A 24,349-nucleotide genomic window follows, 5' to 3' on the forward strand; every position below is an offset into this window, starting at 1 on the left:
AAATGCGGGGGCTGCGGGCACCTGGGACGGTGGGAATTTCTGGTGCCGTGCCTGGCAGCCCGGACGTAGACTTTGCTATGGCCGCGACGGATGCAGTTGAGATTGAACGGAAGTTTGACGTCAAGGAATCGGCCCACCTTCCGTCCCTGCAGGGCCTGCCCGGGGTTCACCGGCTGGATATCCCCGTGGAACATCGGCTGGAGGCCGAGTACTTCGACACCAAGGACCTTCGCCTGGCGTCCGGGCAGATCACGCTTCGCCGGCGGACAGGCGGCCACGACGCCGGATGGCATCTGAAGCTGCCCTCAGCCAAGGACGGGCGGACAGAATTCCGCGAACCGCTCGGAGAGGCTTCCGACGGCGTCCCCGAATCACTGCTGAGTCTTGTACGGGTGCACACCAGGGAGCAGCCTGTTGGTCCGGTGGCAAAGTTGGAGACCAGACGCATCGAGCACCGTCTCCTGGATGCTGAAGGTACCGTTCTTGCCAACGTCAGCGATGACCAGGTGAAGGCCGAAACGCTGGCGCCCAAACGGCCCGTACGTCACTGGCGTGAGTGGGAGATCGAACTCGTCGAGGGCTCCCGGGATCTGCTCGATGCCGGCCAGGACTGGCTGGCAGCCGCCGGCGTCCAGCCCTCCGCCCATCACTCCAAGCTTGCGCGCGCCTTCGGCATGGATCCGAATGAGCCCGCCGGCGCCACTCTGGAACCAAAACCCAAGGGCCCCGCGGGGAATGTCATGCTCGCGTACCTCGGCGAACAGGTCCGCGAGCTCAAGGCACAGGACCCCCTGGTCAGGCTGGACACCCCCGACGCCGTCCATAAAATGCGCGTCGCCACCCGCAGGATGCGCTCGGTGCTGGCGACCTACCGGAAACTGATGGGCAACCCCGACTCCGTCAATGCTCTCCGGGATGAACTGAAGTGGCTCGCCGGCGTTCTCGGCGAGGCCCGCGACGCCGAAGTCATGCACGCCCGCCTCAAGGACATGATCGGCGAGGAACCCGGACGGCTCGTCATGGGTCCCGTCATCCGCCGCATCGATCTTGAGCTCGGAGCCGACTACCAGAAGGCCCACGCCAAGGTCTTGAAGTCGCTGGACAGGCCGCGCTATTTCCGCCTCCTCGACGCACTCGAGTCGCTGCTGGCCTCCCCGGAGCTGGCCCCGCTCGCGTCCAAACGCGCCAGGAAAGTGATCCCCCGGCTGGTCAACCGCGATATCAAGCGTCTGCGCGCTGCCGTCCGGGAGGCCAAGAGGCATCCTGCCGGCACCGGTGACGACCTTGCCCTCCACGAAGCGCGGAAAGCCGGCAAAAGGCTGCGGTACGCCGCCGAGGCCGCCACCCCCATCAGCCCTAAGAAGGCCGGCCGCCTGGCCGAGGCCGCCCATGGCGTGCAGAAGGTCCTGGGCGACCACCAGGACAGCGTCGTCACCCGCGACCTGCTTCGCCGGCTCGGCGCCCGCGCATTCAAACAGGGCGAAAACGGCTTCAGCTACGGCCGCCTGCACGCGCTGGAACAGGCCATTGCCCTGGAATCGGAAGCCCGCTTCCGCCGCCAATGGAAAAAGTTCCCGTCCGTTTCACTCTAGTAACGGTTCTCGTCATCCCTGATTGCGGATGACGGCCGACCGCAGATAACCCGGCAACCACGCTTCCTACCGTGGGAACGGGAGCCCAGGTCATTCGTTACCCGCCCGGTGCACCCCGATCAGCGTCTCCAACGGGATCCGCGCGGTGGCCCGCTCGATCTGCGCCGAGATCCCCTTCAGGACAGGGAGGTGCCGGGTCATCGTGGCAGCCTGGGAGGTCGGCAGCACCAGGCCGATGGACGCCCCGATCCTGCCCGTGTGGAACACCGGAACGGCGATGGAACACGATCCCAGCCGGACCTCCTCCAACGTGGTGGCGTAGCCCTGCTCGCGGATCTGGGTCAGCTCCTCGGCGAACCGCCGCGGGTCGATGTGGGTGTGCGCGGTGGGCCGTTCGAGGTCGCGGTTGAGGTAGGCGTCGCGGACCCAGTCGTCTTCAAACGCGAGGATTACCTTCCCGACGGCGGTGGCATGCATCGGCAAACGGCCGCCTACACGGGAGGCCCGAGGCACGCGCTTGGAACCGTAGACCCGGTCGATGTACAGGACCTCATGCCCGGCCCGGATGGCCAAGTGCGCCGTCTCACCGGTCAGTGAGAACAGGTCCTGGATGTATGGGCGTGCCGCATCTCGGAGCTGACGTCCAGTGTTCTGGGCCAGTTCCCAGAGCCGGATGCCCAGCTGGTACCGGCCGTTCGGCTCGCGCGACAGGAAGCCCCAGTCAGTCAGTTCGTTGACCAGGCGGTGCGTTGTGCTGAGCGGCAGTCCGGACCTCTCGGCAATGTCTGTCAGGCTTAGGGCCCCGCGCGATTTCTCGAAGGTCTCCAGGATGCCGAGCACCTTGGACGTCACGGTGCGCCCGGGTTCGCGGCTGCCGCCGGCCATGGTGACCTCCTCGTTAAGGACGCTCTGCTTCGGAGCGCTCTGCCGCACCGAATCCGAGTCTAGACGTCGGCCCCGCCGTCGCCACGGCTTCCGGCGAGGAGCCGCTGCCGCTGCGGCCACAGGGTCACCGACTCCAACGCGGACAGCGCCCGCGCCATGGCCTGCGCCTCAGCGGTGAACAGGTAGCCGTGGACACGTTGGCTGCAGAGCCTCAGGGCCTGTCCCCGGTCGAGTCCGAACCAGTCCATCACGGTATCGATGCCGTGCGGGCTGAGCCGCCAGGTCTTGTCGGCGTCCTTGACGATGGCGTCCTCGATGGACAGCGCCTCGCGCCGGGAATCATGCCCGTCGATAATTTCCAGAATGGCTGGAACCTTCGCGGCGTCGTAGCCGCACTCCACCAGGATGCCGGCGGCGAGCCGCGCACCTTCCTTCTCGTGCAGCAGCACCAGATCCGGCCTGCCGCCGCCGGGCGCGATCGCCGCCAGGACGCCGTCGGACGGCACCTGGGACCAGCCGATATCGTGCAGCATGATCGCGGGAAGCACGACGGCGGCATCCGCTTCCGGGTGGGCGTCCAGCAGTGCGCTGGCGAGTCCAAAGGCGTAGAGCGTGTGGGCATCGTTGTCCCGGACCTTAAGGTAAGGCCCCGCCAGTTCCCAGATCGCGGCCAGCTCCGGACCCAGATCGATTACGCCATCCGGGTCCGGCTCGATCGCTGCGGCCAGTTCCGCAAGGTCCAGGCCCGAGTGGTTGGTGGCGGGCTGCAGTTTTGTCATCCACCCAGCGTGCCCTGCCGAACGGCCGCTGGCAACCGCGCGCTTCCGCCCAGCGGAAGCACGCCGGGGCGTCGGCAATAGCAACGCGGGGTCACATCACGCCCGATTCTGGCCCCGGATTGGGCGTGATGTGACCCCGCGTTGCAGTTAGCTGATCAGGGCCAGGACGGACCCGGCGTTGACTACCCCGCCCGCCTCCGCACGGACGTCAGTAACTGTCCCGGCACGGTGCGCAGCTACCTGGGTTTCCATCTTCATCGCCTCCAGCACGACGACGGGGTCCCCCGCCGCCACTTCGGCGCCTGGTTCCACGAGCCACTTCACCACTGTCCCGGCCATATCCGCGCGCAACTCACCGGGATCGGCGGCACCCACCGCGGCACCGCCGTCGTACTCCCCCGCGGAGTCCCCCGTCAGGGAAGCACCGGACGGAACCCCAGCACCTGAGCGGGCCCAGCCGTCCAACAGCGCAGCGGGGAGCCCGACGGCGTGACGCCGGCCGTCGACGTCAACGGTGATGGTGCGCCGCGCACCGTCCGGAACGGCCGTGCCGAACTCCGGATCCGCCGCGATGGAATCCGCGAAGTCAGTCTCGATCCAGCGCGTGTGGATCCCCAACGAAGTTTCGGACGTGAAGTCCGGAGCCGCCACCACGGCGCGGTGGAACGGCAGGACCGTGGCCACACCGGTGATCTCCATCTCGGCGAGCGCGCGGCGGGCGCGGCGGAGCGCCTGCTGCCGGTCGGCGCCGGTGACGATCAGCTTGGCCAGCAGCGAATCGAACTGCGGCGCCACGACTGAACCGGATCGGACGCCGGAGTCCAGCCTGATGCCCGGACCGGTGGGGCCGCTGAACGTGGCGATGGTACCGGGCGACGGCAGGAAGCCCCGGCCCACGTCCTCCGCATTGAGCCGGAACTCGAACGAATGGCCGCGGGGTACGGGATCGGATTTAAACCGGAGAGGCTCGCCCGCTGCAATCCGGAACTGCTCCTGGACCAGGTCCACGCCGGTGGTTTCCTCGGTGATGGGGTGCTCCACCTGCAGGCGTGTGTTCACCTCGAGGAATGCGACGGTGCCGTCGGCGGCCACCAGGAACTCCACCGTCCCGGCCCCTGAATAGGAGGCCTCGCGGCACACTGCCTTGGCGGCGTCGTAAATCTGCCGGGTCTGCGCGTCAGTCAGAAACGGTGCGGGCGCCTCCTCCACCAGCTTCTGGTGGCGGCGCTGGAGCGAGCAGTCGCGCGTCCCCACCACCACGACATTCCCGTGCTGGTCCGCCAGGACCTGCGCCTCCACATGCCGGGGCCGGTCCAGGTACCGCTCCACAAAGCACTCGCCGCGGCCGAAGGCCACCACCGCTTCGCGGACGGCAGAGTCAAAGGACTCCTCGATCTGGTCCATCTCGCGGACCACTTTGAGCCCGCGTCCGCCGCCGCCGAAGGCCGCCTTGATGGCAATCGGAAGGCCGTGTTCTTCGGCAAAGGTGCGCGCCTCGGCGGCCGAGGCCACGGGCCCGTCGCTGCCGGCTACCAAGGGGGCACCGGCGCGGACGGCGATCTCCCGGGCCGTGATTTTGTTGCCCAGCCGCCGGATGGCCTCCGGGGTGGGGCCGATCCAGGTCAGGCCGGCGTCCAGGACCGCCTCGGCGAAGTCAGCGTTCTCGGACAGGAAGCCGTAGCCCGGGTGCACCGCGTCCGCCCCGGACTCCGCCGCGACGCGCAGGAGCTTGAAGATATTGAGGTACGTTTCCGATGGCGCGTTGCCGCCCAGGCTGTACGCCTCACTGGCGGCGCCCACATGCATGGCGTCGGCGTCCACGTCCGCGTATACGGCCACGGATTCGAGCCCGGCGTCCTCGCAGGCGCGGGCAATGCGGACGGCGATTTCTCCGCGGTTGGCGATCAGGACCTTGCGCATCAGTTGCTCACTTCGTCTTCGGTATCGGCGTGTAAATCAGGAGAAGCATTGGCGGGCAGGCCGTAGCCGGGAGCCCAGCGGAACCGGATGGAGCCGCCGATGGGAATCTGCGCGGCGAGGTCCAACTGGTGGTCCACCACCACGCCAATCACGGGATACCCGCCGGTGATGGGGTGGTCGGCCAGGAACAGCACGGGCTGGCCCTCCGGCGGAATCTGCAGTGCACCGGCCATCGTTCCCTCGCTGGCCAGTTCCCCGTCCCGGTTCCGGCGCAGCGGTTCGCCGGCCAGGCGCATGCCCACCCGGTTGGAACGGGGCGTCACCTCCCAGTCCTGGGTGCACAGCGATTCCAGCGCGGCGGCGTCGAACCAGTCGTCGCGGGGCCCGGGCACAATGTCCAGGACCGTCACGCCGGTTTCCGGGAAGTCCGGCTGCAGCTCGGGATTGCCCACCACGTTGGAGGAGGTGGCCACCCCCGCGCCCAGCAACTGCCCGGCGGCCAGCGGTGCGGGCCCGATTCCGGACATGGTGTCCGTGGAGCGGCTGCCCAACACGGCCTCGGCTTCCACGCCGCCGCGGATGGCCAGGTAGCCGCGGAAGCCGCGCTCCGGCGCACCGACGGTCAGGATTTCACCGTCGAGCAGGGCGAACGCGGTGGCCATGGGCACCTCGCGCACCCGCTCCGGCAGGTCGCCGTCGGCGTCCCCTGAGTCCGGAACGTCCGACGGCGTCACAACAGTGAGTGCCGACGGCGCGCCGGCCACTGCCAGCACCTGGTCGCCCACGGCCTGCACACGCAGCCCGCCGGCAACGGTTTCGACGACGGCGGCTGAGGGCTGGTTGCCCACAATGCGGTTCGCGCGGCGCACCGAGGAACGGTCCAGGGCGCCGGCGGAGGACACGCCCAGGCCTGCGTGGCCGGGGCGGCCCAGGTCCTGGATCAGGCTCTGCAGTCCCGGCGAGAGGATCCGCAGCCCGGACCGGACCTCCGCGGCATGAGCCGCCGGGATTTGGGAGCCAAGGGCCGGCGCGGCAACTTCCACGAGCTCGCGCACGGCCCGGAACTGCACGCGGTCGCCGGGCGCGGCCAGGGCCGGCTGCTCGCGGCTGAGGTCCCACATGTGCGCGGCGGTGCGGCCGATCAGCTGCCAGCCGCCTGGGGATTTCCGCGGATAAACGGCGGAGTAGTTGCCGGCCAAAGCCACGGAACCGGCGGGCACCGCAGTCCGGGGCGAACTGCGGCGCGGGACTTCCAGCGCCTGGTTCTCCCCCACCATGTAGCCAAAGCCGGGGGCGAAGCCGCCGAAGGCAACTGTCCAGAGCTGGCCGGTGTGGGCGGCCACCACTCCCTCGGCCCCCAGGCCGGTGAGCCGCCCCACCTCGGCGAGGTCCTCGCCGTCGTACACGGTCTCGATGGTGACCAGCTTGCCCTCGGCATGTGACTGGACCGTCAGGTCCATCTCCAGCAGCCGTGCTGCCATCTGGCGCGCAGATGCTGGCGAGTCCGCCTTGACCATCACGGTCTCGGCGGCGGCCAGTACGTCCACCTGGCCGGGCAGCGGCTGCTCCAGCAGGAGGGCCTGCAGGGCCAGCACATCGTGGAGCCCGGAGAGTTCGGCGAGCACCGCCGTCGTGCCTACCGGCCGGACGGCGAGCACCCGGGCCGCAGTGGCGGGGTTGCTGACTGTTTCCATGGTGATCAGGCCGCGCCGCTCAGGCGTGGCTCGCCTGGGCGTTGCCGTTGTGGAGCAGGCGGAGGTCCTCTTCCGGCTGCGGGTCGCGGCCCAGTCGCATGCCCACGATGGTGATGACGGCGGTGAGGGCGATGTAGCCGGCGATCAGGTACCAGCCGCCGGACGCGGCGCCGTAGAGGGCGGTGAAGATCAGCGGGGCCACCGCGCCGCCGATGACACCGGCCAGCGTGTAGGCCAGTGAGCTGCCGGCGTAGCGGAGGCGGGCCGGGAACTGCTCGGTGATGAACGCGGCCTGCGGGCCGTACATGAAGGCGTGGAGGGCCAGGCCGATTACCACGCCGATGGACAGCATCACCACTGACTTGCCCTGGATCATCAGGAAGAACAGCGGAATGTAGAGGGCGGTCGCCGCGGCGGCAATGCCGTAGACCCAGCGGCGGTTCCAGCGGTCAGTGAGGGCGCCGGCGAGCGGGATGAGGAAGAGCTGGAAGGCGGAGCCGATGAGGATGGCGGCCAGCACGTTGCCGGTGGTCATGCCCAGTTCCTTGGTGGCGTAGACGGCCACGAAGACGGTGAACAGTGCGTAGAGGACGTCGGGGCAGAGGCGGGACAGGGCTGCCGAGATCAGGGCCCTGGGTTCGGTGGTGAAGACTTCCTTGATGGGGGCCTTGGGACGGTCGCCGTGGGCCTGGATGGCCTTGAAGACAGGGGTTTCCTCGAGCTTGAGCCGGATCAGCAGGCCGAAGACCACCAGGATTGCCGAGGCAAGGAACGCTACACGCCAGCCCCAGGAAAGGAACGCCTCGGTGCTGAGGGATGCGGCCAGGACAGCCAGGACGCCGTTGGCCATGAGGTTGCCGGCGGGCGGCCCGATCTGGGCGGCGGAGGACCAGAAACCGCGCTTGTTGGGGTCGCCGAACTCGCTGGAGAGCAGCACCGCGCCGCCCCATTCGCCGCCGACGCCGATGCCCTGGGCCAGGCGCAGCAGCACCAGGATGACGGGGGCCGCGATGCCGATCGCCGAGTAGTCGGGCAGCGCGCCGATGAGGACGGTTGCGGCGCCGATCAGCATCAGGGTGAAGACCAGGACGTACTTGCGGCCAACCTTGTCGCCCAGGCGGCCGAAGACGACCCCTCCGATCGGGCGGGCCAGGTAGCCCACCGCGAAGGCCGAGAAGGACAGAAGGAGCCCGACGAACTCGTCGTTGGAGGGGAAGAAGATTTTGGGGAAGACGAGGGCGGAGGCCACCGAGTAGATGGCGAAGTCGTAGTACTCGAGCGAGGTGCCGGTGAGGCTGGCGACGTACGCCTTAAGGGCGCCGGCGGGCGGCTTCCTTGCCGCCGTCTTGGCTGGTTTGTTGGAGCTGGTCATGTTTCCTCCGAAGGGTGAGGGATGGTGCGGGGGGCCTGGAGCGGCCGTGGAAGGGGGCGGGGCGAGACAGGCTAAACGAAAGAGCCGATGCTGACGCCGGCGTCGCCGAGTGCGGACTTCACTGCAGTGGCCATGGCTACGGCCCCCGGTGAGTCACCATGCACGCAGATACTCTCTGCGCGGATCTTCAGAACGGAACCATCAATGGCGCGGACGGTGGATTCGGTGGCCATCCTTAAGACATGTTCCGCCACTTGCTCGGGATCCTCAAGGAGTGCTCCCGGGAGCGAGCGCGACACCAGGGTGCCGTCCGGGTTGTAGGCGCGGTCCGCAAAGGCTTCGGACACGGCACGCAGGCCGGCCTGTTCCGCGAGCCGCAGGACTTCCGAGCCGGGCAGGCCCATGATCGGCAGGCTGGAATCCACGGATTTCACGGCGTCGACGACGGCCTGCGCCTGGGCGGTGTGCTTGACGATGGCGTTGTAAAGGCCGCCGTGCGGCTTAACGTACTGGACCCGGGCTCCCTCAACGGCGGCGAGGGCCTGCAGCGCACCGATCTGGTACACCACGTCGTCGGCCAGTTCACCGGGGCTGATGTCCAGGAAGCGGCGGCCGAAGCCGGCGAGGTCGCGGTAGCCCACGTGGGCGCCAATCACAACGCCGGCGGCTGCTGCCTCGCGGCAGGTCCGCCGGATCACGCTGGGATCACCGGCATGGAATCCGCAGGCCACGTTCGCGCTGGACACTGAGGCGAACATCGCGTTGTCATCGCCCAGGGTCCAGCGGCCGAAGGATTCGCCGACGTCGCTGTTAAGGTCGATCGCTGTCATTTGTGATCCCCGTCTCATTGAGTGGTCTAACTAGGATGCACTAAATTTAGCGATTGTTCAACAATCCTTCGATTCAACGATGTGACGATCGTGTAAATTCTCGGGTATGGCCACAACTGATCCGACCGTCCGTTCCGCCCGCGCTTCAACGAGTGAATTGCCGGAGCGGGGCACCCGGACCGGTGCAGCCCGCCTTCGGGTGGCCGTTCCGTCAGTGGCCGAGCGGGTGGCGGACGAACTTCGCCTGCAGCTGGCTGAGGGAGCCCTGCTTCCGGGGGCGCGGCTCACCGAATCCACCATCGCCGAGGACCTGGGCGTCTCCCGCAACACGGTCCGGGAGGCCTTTGCCGAACTGGCGAGTGAGCGGCTGGTGGTCCGGCATCCGAACCGCGGCGTCTTCGTCGCAAGCCTGGAGGCCGGGGACGTCCACGACGTTTATACAGTCCGCCGCGCCATCGAGGTCAGTTCGTTGCGGGCCGGCGGCACCCCTGAGGGCGTGGCCGCCGTTAGGGCCGCAGTGGAGGAAGGCAAGCGTGCCGCGGCTGCCAGTGATGAGGATGCGATCGGCACCGCCAACCAGCATTTCCACGGCGCCATTGTTGCCCTGGCCGGAAGCCGGCGCCTGAACAGCATAATGGCCCAGGTGCTGGCCGAGATGCGCCTGTTCTTCCACAAGGCCACCGTGGACGCACACTTCTACCAGCACTATCTGCGGGACAACGAGGAGATCTGCGAAGCGCTGGAAGCCGGCGAACTGGACCGGGCTGCAGACCTCCTGCTGGCCTACCTGGATCGCTCCGAGGACAGGATGGCAGACGTGCACGGGGAAGCCGGGACAGCCTGAGCCGGTAGGCTGGACCGATGAAACGTCGCTTTGCCGCCCTGTCCGCCGTCCCCCTGTTCCTCCTGCTGACCGCCTGCGGGGAGGTCCAGCAGGCCGCGGAAAGCGCCGCCGGCCAGGCCGCTTCCAAGGTGGCCACCGCTGCCGCTTCCGAGGTCAAAAACCAGGTTTGCGCCGTGGTTGAGGACGGACTCGTCAGCGCCTCGGACAAGGCAGCGCTCGGCGGACTGGTGGACGCCGCCAAGACTGCCGGAGTGCCGTCGGAAATCACGACGCCGCTGGGCCAGATCGCCAAGTCCGGCGACCAGGTGCCGGCTGACTCAGTTACTGCGCTGAAGGATGCCTGCGCGGCTTAGGCTCCGTGGCGCCTGACGCGGAACGGGTCCGCTCAACGCAACCCATCCAAGCCATGGAAGCGCACTTACACACAGGACGTCTGCAGCGGATCCAAGACTAGATTGGCATTCTGTCGCCTTAAGATCCCATCGCACTTCTGACCGGCGGATTCGGCGGCCGAGCTGATCCAGCGCGCCGGCAACGAAGTTCCGAAAGCCGTCCTTGATCGCCACTACGGGATCAGCCGGAGACGGTCTGCCTTCACCTACACCACGCCAAAGCTGAGTAAATCCCTCACCTGCTGGCGCTACCGTTGTGCCGTAGCCGGGACGGCCCGTAGCTTGACGGAAGATCCGTTATCGGCATTCGAAAATGGCCTGGGGGTCCCCGGAAGATGGACACCGCGCAAGGTGTGGGACGCGAAGGTCAATCAATTGTCGGCCGTGTGTCTCCGGGCCTTGATCGCCATGGCTCCTTTCGGCTGACTCATCGTTAGCGACATCTCTCAAGGAGTCCGTGGGGAACCTCTTTCCGGACCTTTTTCCTATGAGCCAAAGTCACGCGGCGTACGTACGTAGCGACTGATGTCAAGATGCTCGCAAAAGTGTTGTGCGTGCCTCAGCTATTTCTGCTCGCATTGTTGATGCTTCCAGGGCGCGTGTTTTCGCGGCGGCGACGGCGATCAGCTGGGTTTGGATGGGGGTGATGCCTCGGGTGAGGTCGGCCGGGTTGGTGGCCTCAATCAGTTCGGCGAGTTCGGCGGCTTTGGCTTGGGTGAGGATTCCGGAGTCGATGACGCGATGGTAGGGGGTCCGGGGCTTGTCGTAAATGCGGGTCTTTTCCCCGTGTTTGTTCGAGCGCCAGCCGATCGCTTTAGTGGTCGCGGTGAAGAGGTTCAGCCGGACCCTGACCAGAGCGTACAGGGCGTTGAGGAGCCTCAATTCCGCGGCGGTGTCGTAGCGGTAGTGGAAGGCGTGCCGGCGGACCACGTCGCCGTTTTTCTGCTCGACATGGGCGTTGTCGTTGGACTTATACGGCCGGGCGCGGGTGAAGTAAATGTCCTTCTCCCCGGCCAACTCGATCATGGCGTAGTTGATGAATTCCCCGCCATTGTCGGTGTCCAGCCCAACCAAAGGGAACGGCAGGCGCGCCACAATCTCATCCATTGCTGCGAGCACCCATTTGTGTGCCCCGTTGCGGACCGCGACATTCTCGGTCCAGCCGGTGAACACGTCGGTGGCAGTCAGGGTCCTAGCGAATTCCCCGGCCAGGGTCGGGCCGCAGTGGACGACCAGGTCCGCCTCGATGAACCCCGGCGCCTGTTCGTGTTCGTCCCCGGCCTTGCGGACCGTGATCGAGTTCCGCAGCAGCGGCCCGGCCTTGGTCGCGGAAAGCCCTTTGGGTCTGTCCGTCCTTGATGGGCTTCAGGAGCCGGTCGATCGTGGCCCCGGAGACCTGCATTAGCTGGACCCTGACAGCCGGTGTGAGCCTCTTCGTGTCGAGCTCACCGAAGGCTTCCAGCTTGGGCAGCCACAGATCCATAGTCGCGGCCAGATACTTACCCGAAGGCATCCCGGCAAGCCGCCACACGCCGATCAGGACCTTCAGCGTGTCATAGCCGTAGGTCCGTCCCCGCGGCCTCCGCACCACCGCATTCGCCGGTCCCTTGCGCTTCCGCGCCGTGGACAGTGCCCGACGGGCGTTGGACCTGAACCACCCCGTGACGGCGACCAACTCGTCCAGAACCAATCCCTTGCCGTTCTTCGACGACTTCCCATAATCGGCCGCGTACTTCTTCGTGATTTCCCTACGCGTTGCCATCGACAGGTCCATCCCTCATCGTCACCGCCGCGCTCGTAGCGGCCCGTGATTTCGCGAGCGTTTCTCAAATGAGGCATGCACCCCGTTTCGCGAGCACTATTGGTGAGTCTCGTCGACGTATTGATCACGTTCATCCCCCGGCCTAAACTGACCGTAGTCTTCATTCTAGGGCTGGGCCATGCCTCACTTTGGCCCTCTGAGGAGATCAGCGTGTCCCTTTCCGCGAGGCTGGACCGCCTGCCTCTGAGCAGACCGCACTATGCCCTATTGCTTATTGGGGGGCTCGGCTACACGTTCGACGGCATGGACAACGCCGTCGTCGCGTTCCTCCTACCGGACGTCAGGAACGCTTTTTCCCTGTCGTCCGCGCAACTCGGGCTTGTCGCCTCGGCGGCACCCTTCGGTTTTCTTTTCGGCGCGTTCCTGGCCGGATACCTCGGCGACAGGTTCGGCCGGAAAGCAGTGATGATGTACGCCTTGGCGCTCTACGCCATAGCGTCATTATTTGCCGCAGTCTCCTGGAACTTCGAGGTCTTCCTCATCATGCGGATACTGGCGGGGCTTGGGGCCGGAGCAGAAAGCGCGATCATCGCCCCGTTCCTCTCAGAGTTCGTACCAAGTCATCGGCGCGGTTGGTTCCTGGGTGCATTGGCCGGATTCTTTTCGTTTGGCTTTGTCGGGGCTGCCCTGATCGGACGCTTCGTTGTCCCGGCATTTCCTGAAGGGTGGCGCTGGGCTCAGGTCATCACCTTCCTCCCGATTGTTTTGTTGCTCTGGTGGCGGCGCGCGCTTCCCGAGTCTCCGCGCTTCCTGATGAACGAGGGTAAGCATGCCGAGGCCGAAAGAGTAGTCATTGCCTTCGAAGATAAAGTGCAGGCGTCCACGGGAAAGTCCCTGCCTCCAGTAGACCCAAACCATGCGGAAGAGCCGGAGCCGGAGAAGTTTTCCCTCGGCAAAGCGCTCAAATTCCTGTGGGGCCGTCGAATGTGGCGGATCACGTCCGTGACCTGGCTGATCTGGTTTGTCATCACTTTTTCCTATTACGGCTTCTTCTCCTGGATCCCAACACTGCTGATTAGCAAAGGCCTGACGGTCACCACGAGCTTCACCTTTTCCCTTTACATCTACATCGCCCAGATTCCGGGCTACTTCAGTGCCGCATGGGTCAACGAGAAGTTCGATCGCAAGTACACGATTGCCACTTACCTTGTCGGCTCAGCAATCAGTGCATTCTGGCTTAGCTCCATGACGGATCCGGCATGGATCACTGCCGCAGGCATCGCGCTGTCCTTCTTCCTGAACGGAACGTACGCCGGCGTCTACGCCTACACACCCGAGGTCTTCCCCACCTGGCTGCGGGCAACGGGGGTGGGTCTGAGTTCTTCCTTCGGCCGGATTGGATCGATCACCGCGCCGCTGCTTATCGGGATCTTCGCTACGCAATGGGGATTCGTGGGAGTGTTCGGCATGACAACAGGAGTGCTCGCCGTCGGGGTTATCTGTACGTTGCTCTTCGCGGTACGGACCCAAGGCCGGTCCCTTGAAGACATTACGATCAGCGAGATCCAGGGCAGGGAAGGAGTCCGCCGGTGAACGGCGGTGCAGCCGGGAACCTTCATGACGTTGAGCAGGCCGTGAAAGCGGAAGTGGGATTCATTTTGTTCACTATCCTGGCCTTCCGGGACCAGGGTCGGCAGATGGAAAGGATTTATTCCTCCCACCCCGTCGAATACCCTGTGGGCGGACGGAAGGACGTCGGACGGGATGTGGCGGCCGACTGGCTGGAAGCATGCTTGGTGAAGCAGCAACCATTTTTCGGGCCGACCGTGGCCGATGTTGAACGTGTTTTCAAGGACGCTGAACTGATATCAAGCCTGGGCTGCGGATCGATCATCAACGCGCCTGTCCTCTGGGCCGGCACCACCGTTGCCGCGTTGAACGTCCTGCATGCCGAAGGGGCCTACACGGCCCACGACGTTGACAAGGTGCTGGACATCGCACGCCGGTTCACCCCAGCCATAGTGGAAGCAGCAGGAGAATAATCTATGGGCAACGACCTGCTCCTTAAGAACGCCTCTTACCTGAACGTCGCTGAAGGCCGCTATGACAAGGCTGACATCAGGGTGTCAGGAGGCGCCATTGCCGATATCGGATCAGACCTGAAGGCAGAAGGCGAGACGGTTATCGATGCCGTCAACAAGTTCGTGCTGCCCGGTTTGATCGATTGCCATGTGCATGTGACAGCCGCCACCGCGGACCTTGGCCAGCTCGGTGAATGGTCCCCGTACTACGTTGCGTTCCACACGGCCAAACTCATGGGTGAGATGCTAGACCGAGGATTCACGACCGTCCGCGACGCCGCCGGCGCTGACTTCGGAATCCACGATGCCCAGGCAGAAGGGCTCCTCCGCGGCCCCAAAGTGTTCTTCGCCGGGAAGGCCTTATCGCAGACAGGTGGACATGCAGACCCGCGGCCCCGCGGACGGCAGGCCTACGACGCATGCTACTGCCATCCCCACATCGGCCGTCTTGCTGACGGGGTCGATGCGGTACGGCAGGCCGCCAGGGACGAGCTGCGCAAAGGCGCCCACCACATCAAAATCATGGCCGGCGGCGGCGTCGCATCACCCACGGACCGGATTGATTCCACGCAGTACTCCCTTTCCGAGATTGAAGCCGCAGTGGAGGAGGCCACTGCCGCGAACCGCTACGTCACGGCCCACGCCTACACCGGCCGGTCAATCAACCGCGCCCTGCGCGCAGGCGTCCGGGGCATTGAACACGGCAACCTCCTCGATGACGAGTCCTTGGAACTGTTCAAGGAGTACAACGCATTTCTCACCATGAACCTGGTGACCTATTGGGCGCTGGAAAGGGAAGGCCGCAAGTTTGGGCTTTCGCAGGAGAACTGGGAGAAAGTGGCTGCCGTTCTAGACGGCGGATATGAGGCTCTAGGCAAAGCCCATGAAGCGGGCATCAACCTGACCTACGGGACTGACCTGCTGGGCGGGATGCAGGTTCATCAGGCCGAGGAATTCGCCATCCGCGCCAAGGTTATGCCTCCAATTGACGTCATCCGCAGCGCTACGACGACCGCTGCATCCCTGATCCAACGGGAAGGGGAACTGGGCACCATTGCGGTGGGCGCCCGGGGTGACTTCATCATCACCACAGACGATCCGCTGAAAGACATCACGGTACTTTCGCAGTCAAAACTGGACTACGTCATCCAGGACGGTGCAGTGGTCAAAACTGCAAACACGGCTACGGCTGTGCGGTGAAGCGGTCAACCTCTCCTCATGAGAACGCGTCATAGGACGACTTTCGGGCCGATTGGCTGTGTGACCCGAGATGTTCGTGACGCAGCAGAGGCCGAGTCCGCGGTCAGGCCGAGATCGCTCTTCCGGTGTTAATGGTCAGCTGAAGTACACCCAAACCTGACAAACGTACCGTTATGTCTTGACCTTCTTCTGGGAGGAGCCTAGAACTCAACCTGACAAGTGGATGAGGGTTGGAGGCGCCGGTGGCTGGACAGCGAATCGGGTACGTGCGGGTCAGCACGCTGGACCAGAACGAGAAACGCCAGCTCAACGGGCAGGTTCCTGACCGGGTCTTCGCGGACAAGGCCTCCGGCAGGGATACCGCCAGGCCACAGCTCGCGGAACTGCTGCGTTTCGACCGGGACGGGGACACCGTGGTGGTGCACAGCATGGACCGCCTCGCCCGGAACCTCGATGACCTGCGTGCCTAGTTCAGGGCCTCACACAGAAAGGCGTGCGGGTGGAGTTCGTCAAAGAGGGCTTGGTCTTCACCGGCGAGGAATCCCCCATGGCCAACCTCATGCTCTCCGTCATGGGGGCCTTCGCCGAATTCGAGCGCTCACTTATTAGGGAACGCCAACGGGAGGGCATTGCCCTGGCCAAACAGCGCGGTGCCTACAAGGGACGGAAGAAGACCTTGACGCCGGAGCGGGCCGCCGAATTCCAGCGAGCAGGCAGCGGTGTTCCGAAGGCCCTCCTTGCGCGCGACTACGGGATCAGCAGGGAGACGGTCTACCAGTACCTGCGCCATGCCAAGCCGGGGTGATGCCCGCTCCCCCGCCGGCGCGGTCGAGTGCATAGCCGACGCGGTGCAGCTTGACGGAAGGCTCCTTATCGGCCTTTAGGCCTACCGTGAGAATGTTCCCCGCTGGCGGAGCAGCATCAGAATGAGGGGGCCAGTCTCGGCGATCAGAATGGTTAAAATCCAAATGCACAAAACAATAATGATCTCGCAAATGAGAAATACTTCTTGACTCTGCCGGAGCGCGGCCGTAGGCTCGAAGTGTGCCCTGAAGCACGCCAAGATCCCGCAGTGAACGTCGAGAAGAGGCACTTCCATGGACCATCCGTCACCCTTTGATCTGACCGGGCGGACAGCCCTGATCACAGGATCAAGCCGGGGCATCGGGAAGGCCTTGGCCAGCGGGCTGGCCCGCGCCGGAGCGGCCGTAGTGGTCCACGGTTTGGACCCGGCCCGGCTGGAGGCCACCAGGAAGGAACTGGCCGCCACGTTCGGGGAAGACACGGTGGGCGCGGTCTCGTTCGACATCACCGATGAGGAAAGTGTGGCCGCGGGCATGGCCGAGGCCGAGGCCACCTACGGTCCGCTGGACATTCTGGTGAACAATGCCGGCATCCAGCACCGCGTGCCGCTGCTGGAGCTGGACGTCGCAGATTGGAACAGAGTGCTTGCCACCGACCTCACCAGTGCGTTCCTGGTGGGCCGTGAAGCTGCCCGGCGGATGCTGGAGCGCAAGCGGGGCAAGATCATCAACATCGGTTCCGTCCAGTCGGATCTTGCCCGCCCCACCATCGGCGCGTACACCGCAGCGAAGGGTGGACTGCGCAACCTCACCCGGGCCATGACCGCGGAATGGGCCGGCCAAGGCCTGCAGATCAACGGAATCGCCCCCGGCTACATCCACACCGAAATGACCCAGGCCCTCGTGGACGATGACGCCTTCAACGCGTGGATTCTCGGCAGGACCCCGGCGGGACGCTGGGGAACCGTGGATGACCTGTCCGGGCCGGTCACCTGGCTCGCCTCGGATGCGTCCAATTACGTGAACGGGCAAACAATCTTCATCGACGGCGGAATGACAGTGGTGGTCTGAATGGCAACAACAACAGCGAACTCGATAGCAGGCACAGCCGTGGTGGTTCACGGGGTAGGTGACCTCCGCATCGAAAGCGTAGAACACGGGGCACCCGAACCGCACGAAGCCGTGGTGGATATCGCCTACGGCGGGATCTGCGGCTCAGACCTGCACTATTGGCTTCACGGCGCCGCTGGCGAATCCATTCTGCGGGCGCCGCTGGTGCTTGGGCACGAAGTGGTGGGCACGGTGGTACAGGCGGCTGCTGACGGTTCCGGCCCCGCCGTCGGCACGGACGTTGCCGTCCACCCCGCAACCCCCGGCGGAGACGGCTTCCGCTACCCCGCCGACAGGCCCAACCTCTCCCCCGGCTGCACCTACCTGGGCAGCGCCGCCCGCACCCCGCACACCCAGGGCGCCTTCAGCCGGTATTCCGTGCTGCCCGCCCGGATGCTCCGGCCGCTCCCCGCAGGGCTCAGCCTCCGGGCGGCCGCCCTCGCCGAACCCGCCAGCGTCGCCTGGCACGCCGTCGCCCAGGCCGGTGACCTTCGGGGCAAGCGCGTCCTGATCATCGGCAGCGGCCCGATCGGCAGCCTCATCGTGGCGGTGGCAAAGCGGGCAGGCGCCGCGGAAATCATCGCCGTCGATATGCACGAAGGGCCTCTCAAAATTGCCCAGGCGGTGGGCGCCACGGGCACCATCCTCGCCACCGACGCCGGCTCCATCGAGGCCGTCCAGGCCGACGTCGTGCTGGAATCCTCCGGCAACCACCGCGGCCTTGCCTCCGCCCTCCGCGGCGCCATGCGCGGCGGCAGGGTGGTCATGGTGGGCCTGCTGCCCAGTGGCGACCAGCCCGTGCCCATCTCGCTGGCCATCACGCGGGAACTCGAACTCGTCGGGTCGTTCCGCTTCAACGACGAGATCGACGACGTCCTGGCCGCCCTCGCGGACGGGTCGTTCTACGTGGATCCCATAGTGACCCACGAATTCCCCTCCACCCAGGCTCTTGAGGCCTTCGACCTCGCCAAAGACCCCACCCGGTCCGGCAAGGTGCTCATCTCTTTCCGCAACGACTGACGCCCACCCGCTACCAGGAGCACTCCATGATCCAGACCCTCAAGTCGCCCGTTCCGCTCTGCCATTCATCCCGCACCATGACCGCGGGAACCGGCACACACTGCCCGGCCAGCGGCCCGTGGAGCCCGGACGGAGACCTGCAGCACAGCCAGGTGTTCTTCGAAGGCAGCGTCATGCCCACCTTCGACGGCGCCCCCGTTGAGTGGGTGCTGGGGCCGGTCCCGGACAGGCACTAAGGTGGCCGTCCAGCCGCTGCAAGCGGGCCGGCGCCGGCGCTTTGAGTCGATTGATCATGACACACTGCGCCGGGAACTCTCACTGAACCGCCAGCACATGGCCCATGCGGACAGCACCATCCGCAGTGCCCTGCGGCTACGGAACGACAGCGTTGCCCGTGCCATGGTGGACGGGGTCCCGGTCGCGGCAATCGCGGAAGCAGCAGGGGTCAAAAAGCTGGAGATCCGACGGCGGATAGCTGCCGGCTACACGGAACTTCAACCGGCAGGGTGGCCGGCTCAGGCTCACCTGCGTGCGGTCCGCGGCCATGCGCAGGACCTCGCCGCCGCCGTCGGGCAGAAGACCGGGCTGGAAGCCCGGCGCCGGTCCCTGACGGTCATGGCCCTCAAAACCGGGCAGCTGGATCTCTTTGAAGTCGCATCCCTGGCCGCGGTGCCGCCCGAGCGGATCCGTAAGGAGATGCGCGGGATCACGCTGCGGAGCGTGCTGGTGGAAGAACGTGCCTGAGCCCCGGCGCCCGGCGGACGCAGTTCGGGCACTATCGGGACGGGCGCTTACTGCCCCGTGGCAGCCTTGTTTTCGTCCCAGCCAACAAGGGCTCCGCGGAGCGCTGAAACGAGCCTCTCGCTTGCCTGCTGCTTGGTCAGGCCCACGGTGTTGATGAGGTCCAGGATTTCGCGGGGATCAAAAAGGATGTTCCAGAGAAACAGTGCCTCGTCCCCCAACGGGCTCAAACCGAGCTCCGCGCAGGCTTCCTCCAGCGGGCGCTGGAGGGCCTCTGCCTGGACGGTGAGGTAGAAGGCGCCGGTCCTCAGCCGGGCGAGGTAGCCCTCACCGGAACGTGTGTACAGCATGGCCCCGCCGTGCTTGACCACCAGGTCAACCCACTTGCGGCTGACGGCTTCAAGCAGCTCCAGGCCGCCGGTGGTCTGCTTCAGGCTGTAGTCCCTCAGCTTCTGGCCAACGTTGAAGCGGTACTCGGCCAGGACGTCCTCAACGGAGGCGAAGTGCCGGTAGGCCGTCGCGGTGGAAATCTCGGCGTGCCTGGCGATGTCGGTCATGTTGATGGGTCCACGCCGGGCGGCAAACAGGGCACCGGCGGCGTTGACCAGTTCCCTGCGGTTACGTTGCGTGTCGCTTCGCATGCTCGTGCCCTTTTCCATGCCTTCCAGCTTATGGCCTGGGCCTGCCGATCGGGCCGCACCAGCCCCTCAGGGCCCCTACCAGCGTGGCTACGAGCCGTTGGCCGGCTTCGTCGGGAGCCAGCCCGAGTGACTCAATCAGGTCAAAGATTTCGCGCGGGTCGAACAGGATGTTCCACAGGAACATGGCTTCATCACCGGGATCCTCCACGCCGAGTTCCAGGCAGGTCTGCCTGAGGGCATCCTGCAGCGCGTCGGCCTGGACGGTCAGGTGCGTGGTGCCCGTGCGCAGCCGGGCAAGGTAGCCTTCGCCGGATCTGGTGTGGACCATCGCCCGGCCGTGCGCCACCACCAGGGCGACCCACTTGGTGCTGACCAGGCGCAGCAGCTCCAGTCCGGTGGCCTGTTGGTCCTTGCTGAACTCCAGGAGTTCGCTGCCCACGTCGAACCGGAACCGGGCCAGGACCTCGTCCACGGAGGCGAAATGGCGGTACGCGGTGGCCGTGGAGACCTCGGCGGCCCGCGCGATATCGGCCATGGTGGCCTGCCGGCCCTCTGCGAAGAGCCTGCCGGCGGAGCGGATGATGTGCTTCCGGTTGCGCAGCGTATCGCTGCGCAACCCGGGAGCTGCGCTGGTGCTTGCCATCGGCGCTACCTCAACGCCGCGAGGCCGGCTGCCAGCCGTTGGACGCCGGCGGTGATGGACGCGGCACTTGCAGCGTAGGAGAGCCGCAGATGGAACTCGCCGTTGCTGCCGAACTCGCTGCCGGGACGCACTGCCACACCGTGGCTGCGCAAATGCGCCACCATCTCGGCGGCCGGCAGGTCGGCGTCATACTTCGGGAACAGGTAGAACGCGCCCTCCGGTGAGCTGACCGTCAGGCCCGGGACGTCCTTCAGGCCGTTGTACATCAGCTCGCGGCGGAGCTGGTAGGAGGCATGCATCCGCTCGATGTCCGGCCCGCAGGTCTGCAGCGCGGTGAGGGCTGCAAGCTGCACTGCGGTGTTCATGGAGCCGTTGAAGGTGTTATGCACCCTCGCCGCGGCGGCGATGACGTCGGCGGGGCCCCAGAGGTAGCCCACCCGCCAGCCGGTCATGGCGTAGCTTTTGGAGAAGGTCTGGCAGTAGATGGTCCGGCCGGCCAGACCCGGGATCTCCAGTGCGGAGGTGAACGGTTCCGGGGTGTAGACGAGGTCGCTGTACGCCTCATCGGAGAGCACCAGGATGTTGGTTCCGGCCACGAGGTCCGCCAGGGCTTCGAGCTCGGCGCGGGAGTGCACGATGCCGGTGGGGTTGGACGGGTTGCAGAAGACGAACATCTTCGCGCCCACGAGCGCGCCCGCCAGCGCCTCCAGGTCCCAGTGCAGGTCCTCGGCGAGTGGTACCGGGACGATCGTGCCGCCGGCCATGCTGACCAGGTCCGCGTACAGGGAGTAGGTGGGATCCGGGATGACCACCTTGTCCCCGGGGTTGACCGTGCCGAGGATCGCGGCGGCCAGGCCGGCCGTGCCGCCCTGGGTGATCAGCACATCATTCGTGCTGACGGACGAGCCCAGCAGGGCGCCGATCTTCCCGGCCAGCGCGTCCCGCAGGACGGGCTCGCCGAGCAACGGTGAGTAGTGGGTGTGGCCGTCCTGCAGCGCCTTGGCCGCGGCGTCGCGGACCTGCTGCGGGGTGTCAAAGTCGGGTTCGCCCATAGCCAGGGACACCAGGTCGCCGCTGGACTGCGGCTGCTGGACGCGCAGGGAGGTCTCGAGCACGCGCTGGACCGCGTCGGAAGGACGGAAGCTGAGGATGCTGGGTGCTGCAGGAGTGGTCACAACGGTGTCCTTTCAGACGGGAAGGCAGAGGGTAGTCGGGGCGGTGGGAGAATCCGGCCGCCGTGGTGCAGGGCTGGGTTATTTCTGGTTCTGCGGGAGGTCGGAGTCGGGGGCGCCGGCCCAGCGGCTGATCTCGATGTCCCCGGAGGTGTCCCGCTGCACGGTGGGGGCGATGACCAGCTCCTGGACCACCGTCCGCTGGGGCAGTGTCACCACCAGGTGGATGGCGCGGGCCACGTCCTCCGGCTGGACCATGGCGTCCCGCTCCTCCTGGTGCGGCGGGCGGGCCCGGTTATCCAGGATGGGCGTGGCCGTTTCACCCGGCAGGATGGTCACGGCACGGAGCCCCTCGTTGCGGAACGTGGTGTGAAGGTACGTCATGAAGTTCCGGACCGCTGCCTTTGCTGCACCGTACGCGGCACCGCCGAGCAGGTTAGGGGTGACTGCTGCGAGGGAGGAGACAGTGATGATGGAGCCGGTGTTGCGGCTGAGCATGTCCGGCAGCACGGCCTGGGTCAGCAGGAAGACGGCGTTGAGGTTCACGTCCAGGACCTGGTTCCATTCCTCTTCGGCGATCCAGCGCACGTTCAGGACCTTGCTGGCGCTGCCGGCGTTGTTGATCAGGATGTCCACCAGGCCCACATTCTCGTGGATCCAGCCCACCAGCTGGTCCACTTCGGCTTTGCTGGCGATATCGGCCGTGCGGACGTGGGACTTGCCGCCCGCGGCAGCGATCTCGGCGGACAACTCATCCAGGACGTCCTGCCGGCGGCCCACGAGCACCAGGACCGCACCTTCGGCCGCGAGCAGCCTGGCCGTTTCGCGGCCCATGCCGGTGCCGGCGCCGGTGATGATGGCAACCTTGCCATTCAGAAGCTCCATAGTGCGTCTCTTTCGTCCGGCACGCTGCGGGAGGCAGCGCGGCAGTGATGACCGGGGATCCGGCTAAAACAAGAACCAAATTAGATTTGAGAATAGTTTCTCATTTGAAGCTGATGCCGTCAACCGTTCAGGCTGCGCGTGTGCCGGGCGGCGTCACGGGGTCCGCCTCGTGGGCGAGGGGGAGTCCGACGGCGGCGAAGAGGTTGTGCACGCGGTCCTCCAGTTGGCCGAGCAGCCGCTGCTGTTCGCGCAAATGCTCGACGGCGGCCGCGTGGCTGATCCAGCGGAAGGTCATCTTCCGGCCCGGGCTGGCCTGGCCCAGCAGCGGCAGTGATGCCTTCGTGGCCACCGCCACGATGGGGTAGCCGGCCGTCAGGGTGCGGGAGCGGCCCAGGATGATGAGTTCGTCGCCGTGCGGAATCTCGAAGGCTCCGATGGGGACGCCGTGCGAGACGATCTCGCCGAGGCCCGTCGGGTGGATGACGGGGCCGTCCAGGCGGAGGCCCACGTGGTTGGACTTGCCGCCCACGGTGTAGATGCTGCTGCTCAGGAGCTCGCGGATCCCGGGGGTCCGCTCCGTTTCCGGGCCCTCCACCACGTCAATGGTCCAGACCTCGGGGCTGAGGTCCGGTACGGGAACCGGCAGCCGGAAAAGTGGTTGGCCCAGGTAGGGCTGGCTGAAGCCCCGGTAGCGGCTGGCGAGGCCCACCTGCTGGCCCCTGGTCAGCTGCTGGGGGAACCCCATCCGGGATTCCGGCGCCGCGCTGCCCATGAAACGTGGTGTGTCCAGCTCACCGCTGAACGCCAGGTAGTTGCGCATGCCCTGGGTGGCCTTGGAAATGACCACCCGGGTCCGTGCCGGCACACAGACCGGCTGCCACAACGGCACCGGGATCCCCCCGACCGTCACCTCGGCAGGGGTGCCGGTGACCGCGATGAAGATCTCCTGCGAGGGCGTGAAGGCGAACCGGCCGCCCATGATTTCCAGCAGGGCCGCGCCGCGGCTGTTGCCCACCAGGATGTTGGCGACCGCGGCCGAATGCTGGTCCGCTGCCCCGCCGCAGGGGACGCCCATATGCTCGGAGTCCTCGCGGCCCAGGTCCTGGAAGGTGGACAGCCAGCCGGCCTCGCTGATGGCGAGGGTGACCGCCTGGTCAGGCTTCGCTGCCATGGGTGCCGCCTTCGGGGTGTCGTGCCTGCTGGCAGCCTGCGGGCCGGAGGAACCGGCCCGCCAGCTCCGCCCACTTGCTGTCGGGGATGACGGTGAACCGGACCCGGTCGCCGGGCCGGTAGGAGGTGGCGGGGTCCTCGCGGATGTCGCAGATGGTCAGCGGGGTGCGGCCGATGACCTTCCAGCCGCTGGGTCCGGGGAACGGCTGGATGATGGCGCTTGTTCCGGCCACCATTATTGAGCCCGGTGCAACGTCCGTCCGGGGCTCGGCGCACCGGCTCACCTGCCCGGGGAACTGCACCCCGGCCATCATGGGCGCCATCGCGGCCGCCAGCAGGTTGATGCTCAGCACCGAGGAGGTGAACGCCTCGAGCGTGGCTTCGGTGCTGAGCCCCAGCTCTTCGGCGACGGCGGGCAGGTCCGGGGAGAACCCGTCACTGACCACCATCGGGATCACGAAGTCCTTGGCGCCTGGAACCGGCCCGGTGTCCTGCAGCCCGAGGCCCGCCACGGCCAGGTTGACCGTCTGGGCGAGCTGGCCGTGGCTGACGGCCAGGCAGTCAAACTCGACCAGCAGGGATTCCGCCCCCGCCACAAGGTTCAGCACCCCGTAGGGGCGGACTTCAAGCAGTACATCGCGCAGCCTTCTGGCGCCCGCGCGTCTGGCCTCGGCGTCGGCGTCGGCGTCGGCGATGCTCAGCATCAGGGCCGAATCCCCGAAGGGCACTGCCTGGACGCCTGGCGGCCGGCGGAGGGTCGCAGCTGGCGGTGGTTGCGTGGTCATGTCTCCTGCTCGGTGGTGCGGGCGGCGG

The 24,349-nt window shown here is 66.3% G+C and carries 24 protein-coding genes and 1 pseudogene; 11 read left to right on the forward strand and 14 right to left on the reverse strand.

Annotation, left to right across the window (positions count from 1 at the left end; translation table 11 throughout):
* Positions 1-77: 77 nt before the first annotated feature.
* Positions 78-1,592 (forward strand): CYTH and CHAD domain-containing protein, encoded by a 1,515-nt coding sequence (locus tag ABIA70_RS17055; RefSeq protein ID WP_354148767.1) that lies wholly within the window; start codon positions 78-80, stop codon positions 1,590-1,592.
* A gap of 90 nt (positions 1,593-1,682) precedes the next feature.
* Here the strand turns inward: ABIA70_RS17055 and ABIA70_RS17060 are convergent, their stop codons facing one another.
* From ABIA70_RS17060 to ABIA70_RS17085, 6 genes are all read right to left on the reverse strand, one after another.
* Entirely contained in the window at positions 1,683-2,477 is a 795-nt protein-coding gene (locus tag ABIA70_RS17060; RefSeq protein ID WP_354149034.1) for an IclR family transcriptional regulator, read from the reverse strand.
* Between the two features lie 59 nt (positions 2,478-2,536).
* Positions 2,537-3,256, reverse strand: coding sequence for an HD domain-containing protein (locus ABIA70_RS17065; RefSeq protein WP_354148768.1), 720 nt, complete (start codon positions 3,254-3,256; stop codon positions 2,537-2,539).
* A gap of 147 nt (positions 3,257-3,403) precedes the next feature.
* Positions 3,404-5,176: an acetyl/propionyl/methylcrotonyl-CoA carboxylase subunit alpha gene (locus ABIA70_RS17070; RefSeq protein WP_354148769.1), complete on the reverse strand. Its 1,773-nt coding sequence runs from the start codon at positions 5,174-5,176 to the stop codon at positions 3,404-3,406.
* A complete protein-coding gene (locus tag ABIA70_RS17075) occupies positions 5,176-6,870 on the reverse strand; it encodes a 5-oxoprolinase subunit B/C family protein (protein ID WP_354148770.1) in 1,695 nt (564 codons plus the stop codon). Before ABIA70_RS17075 ends, ABIA70_RS17070 begins: the two co-directional genes overlap by 1 nt.
* Positions 6,871-6,889: 19 nt before the next feature.
* On the reverse strand, positions 6,890-8,242 hold the full coding sequence (locus tag ABIA70_RS17080) for an MFS transporter (RefSeq protein ID WP_354148771.1): 1,353 nt from the start codon (positions 8,240-8,242) through the stop codon (positions 6,890-6,892).
* A gap of 71 nt (positions 8,243-8,313) precedes the next feature.
* Positions 8,314-9,072 carry a LamB/YcsF family protein gene (locus ABIA70_RS17085; protein WP_354148772.1) on the reverse strand — a complete coding sequence of 253 codons (759 nt, stop codon included), beginning with the start codon at positions 9,070-9,072 and terminating at the stop codon, positions 8,314-8,316.
* Between the two features lie 106 nt (positions 9,073-9,178).
* Here ABIA70_RS17085 and ABIA70_RS17090 point away from each other — a divergent pair, with 106 nt between their 5' ends.
* Both ABIA70_RS17090 and ABIA70_RS17095 read left to right on the forward strand, forming a co-directional pair.
* Positions 9,179-9,916, forward strand: coding sequence for a GntR family transcriptional regulator (locus tag ABIA70_RS17090; protein WP_354148773.1), 738 nt, complete (start codon positions 9,179-9,181; stop codon positions 9,914-9,916).
* Between the two features lie 17 nt (positions 9,917-9,933).
* On the forward strand, positions 9,934-10,269 hold the full coding sequence (locus tag ABIA70_RS17095; protein WP_354148774.1) for a hypothetical protein: 336 nt from the start codon (positions 9,934-9,936) through the stop codon (positions 10,267-10,269).
* A 567-nt stretch (positions 10,270-10,836) separates the two neighbouring features.
* On the opposite strand, the gene ABIA70_RS17100 is transcribed toward ABIA70_RS17095, so the two are convergent.
* Positions 10,837-11,619, reverse strand: a complete 783-nt coding sequence (locus tag ABIA70_RS17100; protein WP_354149035.1) for an integrase catalytic domain-containing protein — start codon at positions 11,617-11,619, stop codon at positions 10,837-10,839.
* A complete protein-coding gene (locus ABIA70_RS17105; RefSeq protein WP_354148775.1) occupies positions 11,501-12,070 on the reverse strand; it encodes a hypothetical protein in 570 nt (189 codons plus the stop codon). Before ABIA70_RS17105 ends, ABIA70_RS17100 begins: the two co-directional genes overlap by 119 nt.
* A 75-nt stretch (positions 12,071-12,145) precedes the next feature.
* Between ABIA70_RS17105 and ABIA70_RS17110 the strand changes: the two genes are divergently transcribed.
* The 8 genes and pseudogenes from ABIA70_RS17110 (at position 12,146) to ABIA70_RS17145 (ending at position 19,028) form a co-directional block, all read left to right on the forward strand.
* On the forward strand, positions 12,146-13,663 hold the full coding sequence (locus tag ABIA70_RS17110) for an MFS transporter (RefSeq protein ID WP_354148776.1): 1,518 nt from the start codon (positions 12,146-12,148) through the stop codon (positions 13,661-13,663).
* 104 nt (positions 13,664-13,767) lie between these two features.
* Positions 13,768-14,112, forward strand: coding sequence for a GAF domain-containing protein (locus ABIA70_RS17115; protein WP_354148777.1), 345 nt, complete (start codon positions 13,768-13,770; stop codon positions 14,110-14,112).
* 3 nt (positions 14,113-14,115) lie between these two features.
* Complete coding sequence (locus ABIA70_RS17120; RefSeq protein ID WP_354148778.1) at positions 14,116-15,351, forward strand: metal-dependent hydrolase family protein; 1,236 nt, start codon at positions 14,116-14,118, stop codon at positions 15,349-15,351.
* A 242-nt stretch (positions 15,352-15,593) separates the two neighbouring features.
* Positions 15,594-16,156, forward strand: a pseudogene (locus ABIA70_RS17125) (recombinase family protein).
* Positions 16,157-16,448: 292 nt separating this feature from the next.
* Entirely contained in the window at positions 16,449-17,225 is a 777-nt protein-coding gene (locus tag ABIA70_RS17130) for an SDR family oxidoreductase (RefSeq protein WP_354148779.1), read from the forward strand.
* Positions 17,226-18,284: an L-idonate 5-dehydrogenase gene (locus tag ABIA70_RS17135; protein ID WP_354148780.1), complete on the forward strand. Its 1,059-nt coding sequence runs from the start codon at positions 17,226-17,228 to the stop codon at positions 18,282-18,284.
* Between the two features lie 26 nt (positions 18,285-18,310).
* On the forward strand, positions 18,311-18,520 hold the full coding sequence (locus ABIA70_RS17140) for a hypothetical protein (RefSeq protein ID WP_354148781.1): 210 nt from the start codon (positions 18,311-18,313) through the stop codon (positions 18,518-18,520).
* A gap of 1 nt (position 18,521) precedes the next feature.
* Complete coding sequence (locus ABIA70_RS17145; RefSeq protein WP_354148782.1) at positions 18,522-19,028, forward strand: hypothetical protein; 507 nt, start codon at positions 18,522-18,524, stop codon at positions 19,026-19,028.
* A 47-nt stretch (positions 19,029-19,075) separates the two neighbouring features.
* On the opposite strand, the gene ABIA70_RS17150 is transcribed toward ABIA70_RS17145, so the two are convergent.
* The 6 genes from ABIA70_RS17150 to ABIA70_RS17175 form a co-directional block, all read right to left on the reverse strand.
* On the reverse strand, positions 19,076-19,684 hold the full coding sequence (locus ABIA70_RS17150; protein ID WP_354148783.1) for a TetR/AcrR family transcriptional regulator: 609 nt from the start codon (positions 19,682-19,684) through the stop codon (positions 19,076-19,078).
* Positions 19,685-19,694: 10 nt separating this feature from the next.
* Positions 19,695-20,309, reverse strand: coding sequence for a TetR/AcrR family transcriptional regulator (locus ABIA70_RS17155; RefSeq protein WP_354148784.1), 615 nt, complete (start codon positions 20,307-20,309; stop codon positions 19,695-19,697).
* 5 nt (positions 20,310-20,314) lie between these two features.
* Positions 20,315-21,484: a pyridoxal phosphate-dependent aminotransferase gene (locus tag ABIA70_RS17160; protein WP_354148785.1), complete on the reverse strand. Its 1,170-nt coding sequence runs from the start codon at positions 21,482-21,484 to the stop codon at positions 20,315-20,317.
* A gap of 78 nt (positions 21,485-21,562) precedes the next feature.
* Positions 21,563-22,366: an SDR family oxidoreductase gene (locus tag ABIA70_RS17165; RefSeq protein ID WP_354148786.1), complete on the reverse strand. Its 804-nt coding sequence runs from the start codon at positions 22,364-22,366 to the stop codon at positions 21,563-21,565.
* A gap of 127 nt (positions 22,367-22,493) precedes the next feature.
* Complete coding sequence (locus ABIA70_RS17170) at positions 22,494-23,537, reverse strand: 5-oxoprolinase subunit C family protein (RefSeq protein WP_354148787.1); 1,044 nt, start codon at positions 23,535-23,537, stop codon at positions 22,494-22,496.
* Complete coding sequence (locus tag ABIA70_RS17175) at positions 23,521-24,321, reverse strand: carboxyltransferase domain-containing protein (RefSeq protein WP_354148788.1); 801 nt, start codon at positions 24,319-24,321, stop codon at positions 23,521-23,523. Before ABIA70_RS17175 ends, ABIA70_RS17170 begins: the two co-directional genes overlap by 17 nt.
* Positions 24,322-24,349: the final 28 nt, after the last annotated feature.

The organism is Arthrobacter sp. 754 (assembly GCF_040548695.1).
Taxonomy (GTDB): domain Bacteria; phylum Actinomycetota; class Actinomycetes; order Actinomycetales; family Micrococcaceae; genus Arthrobacter.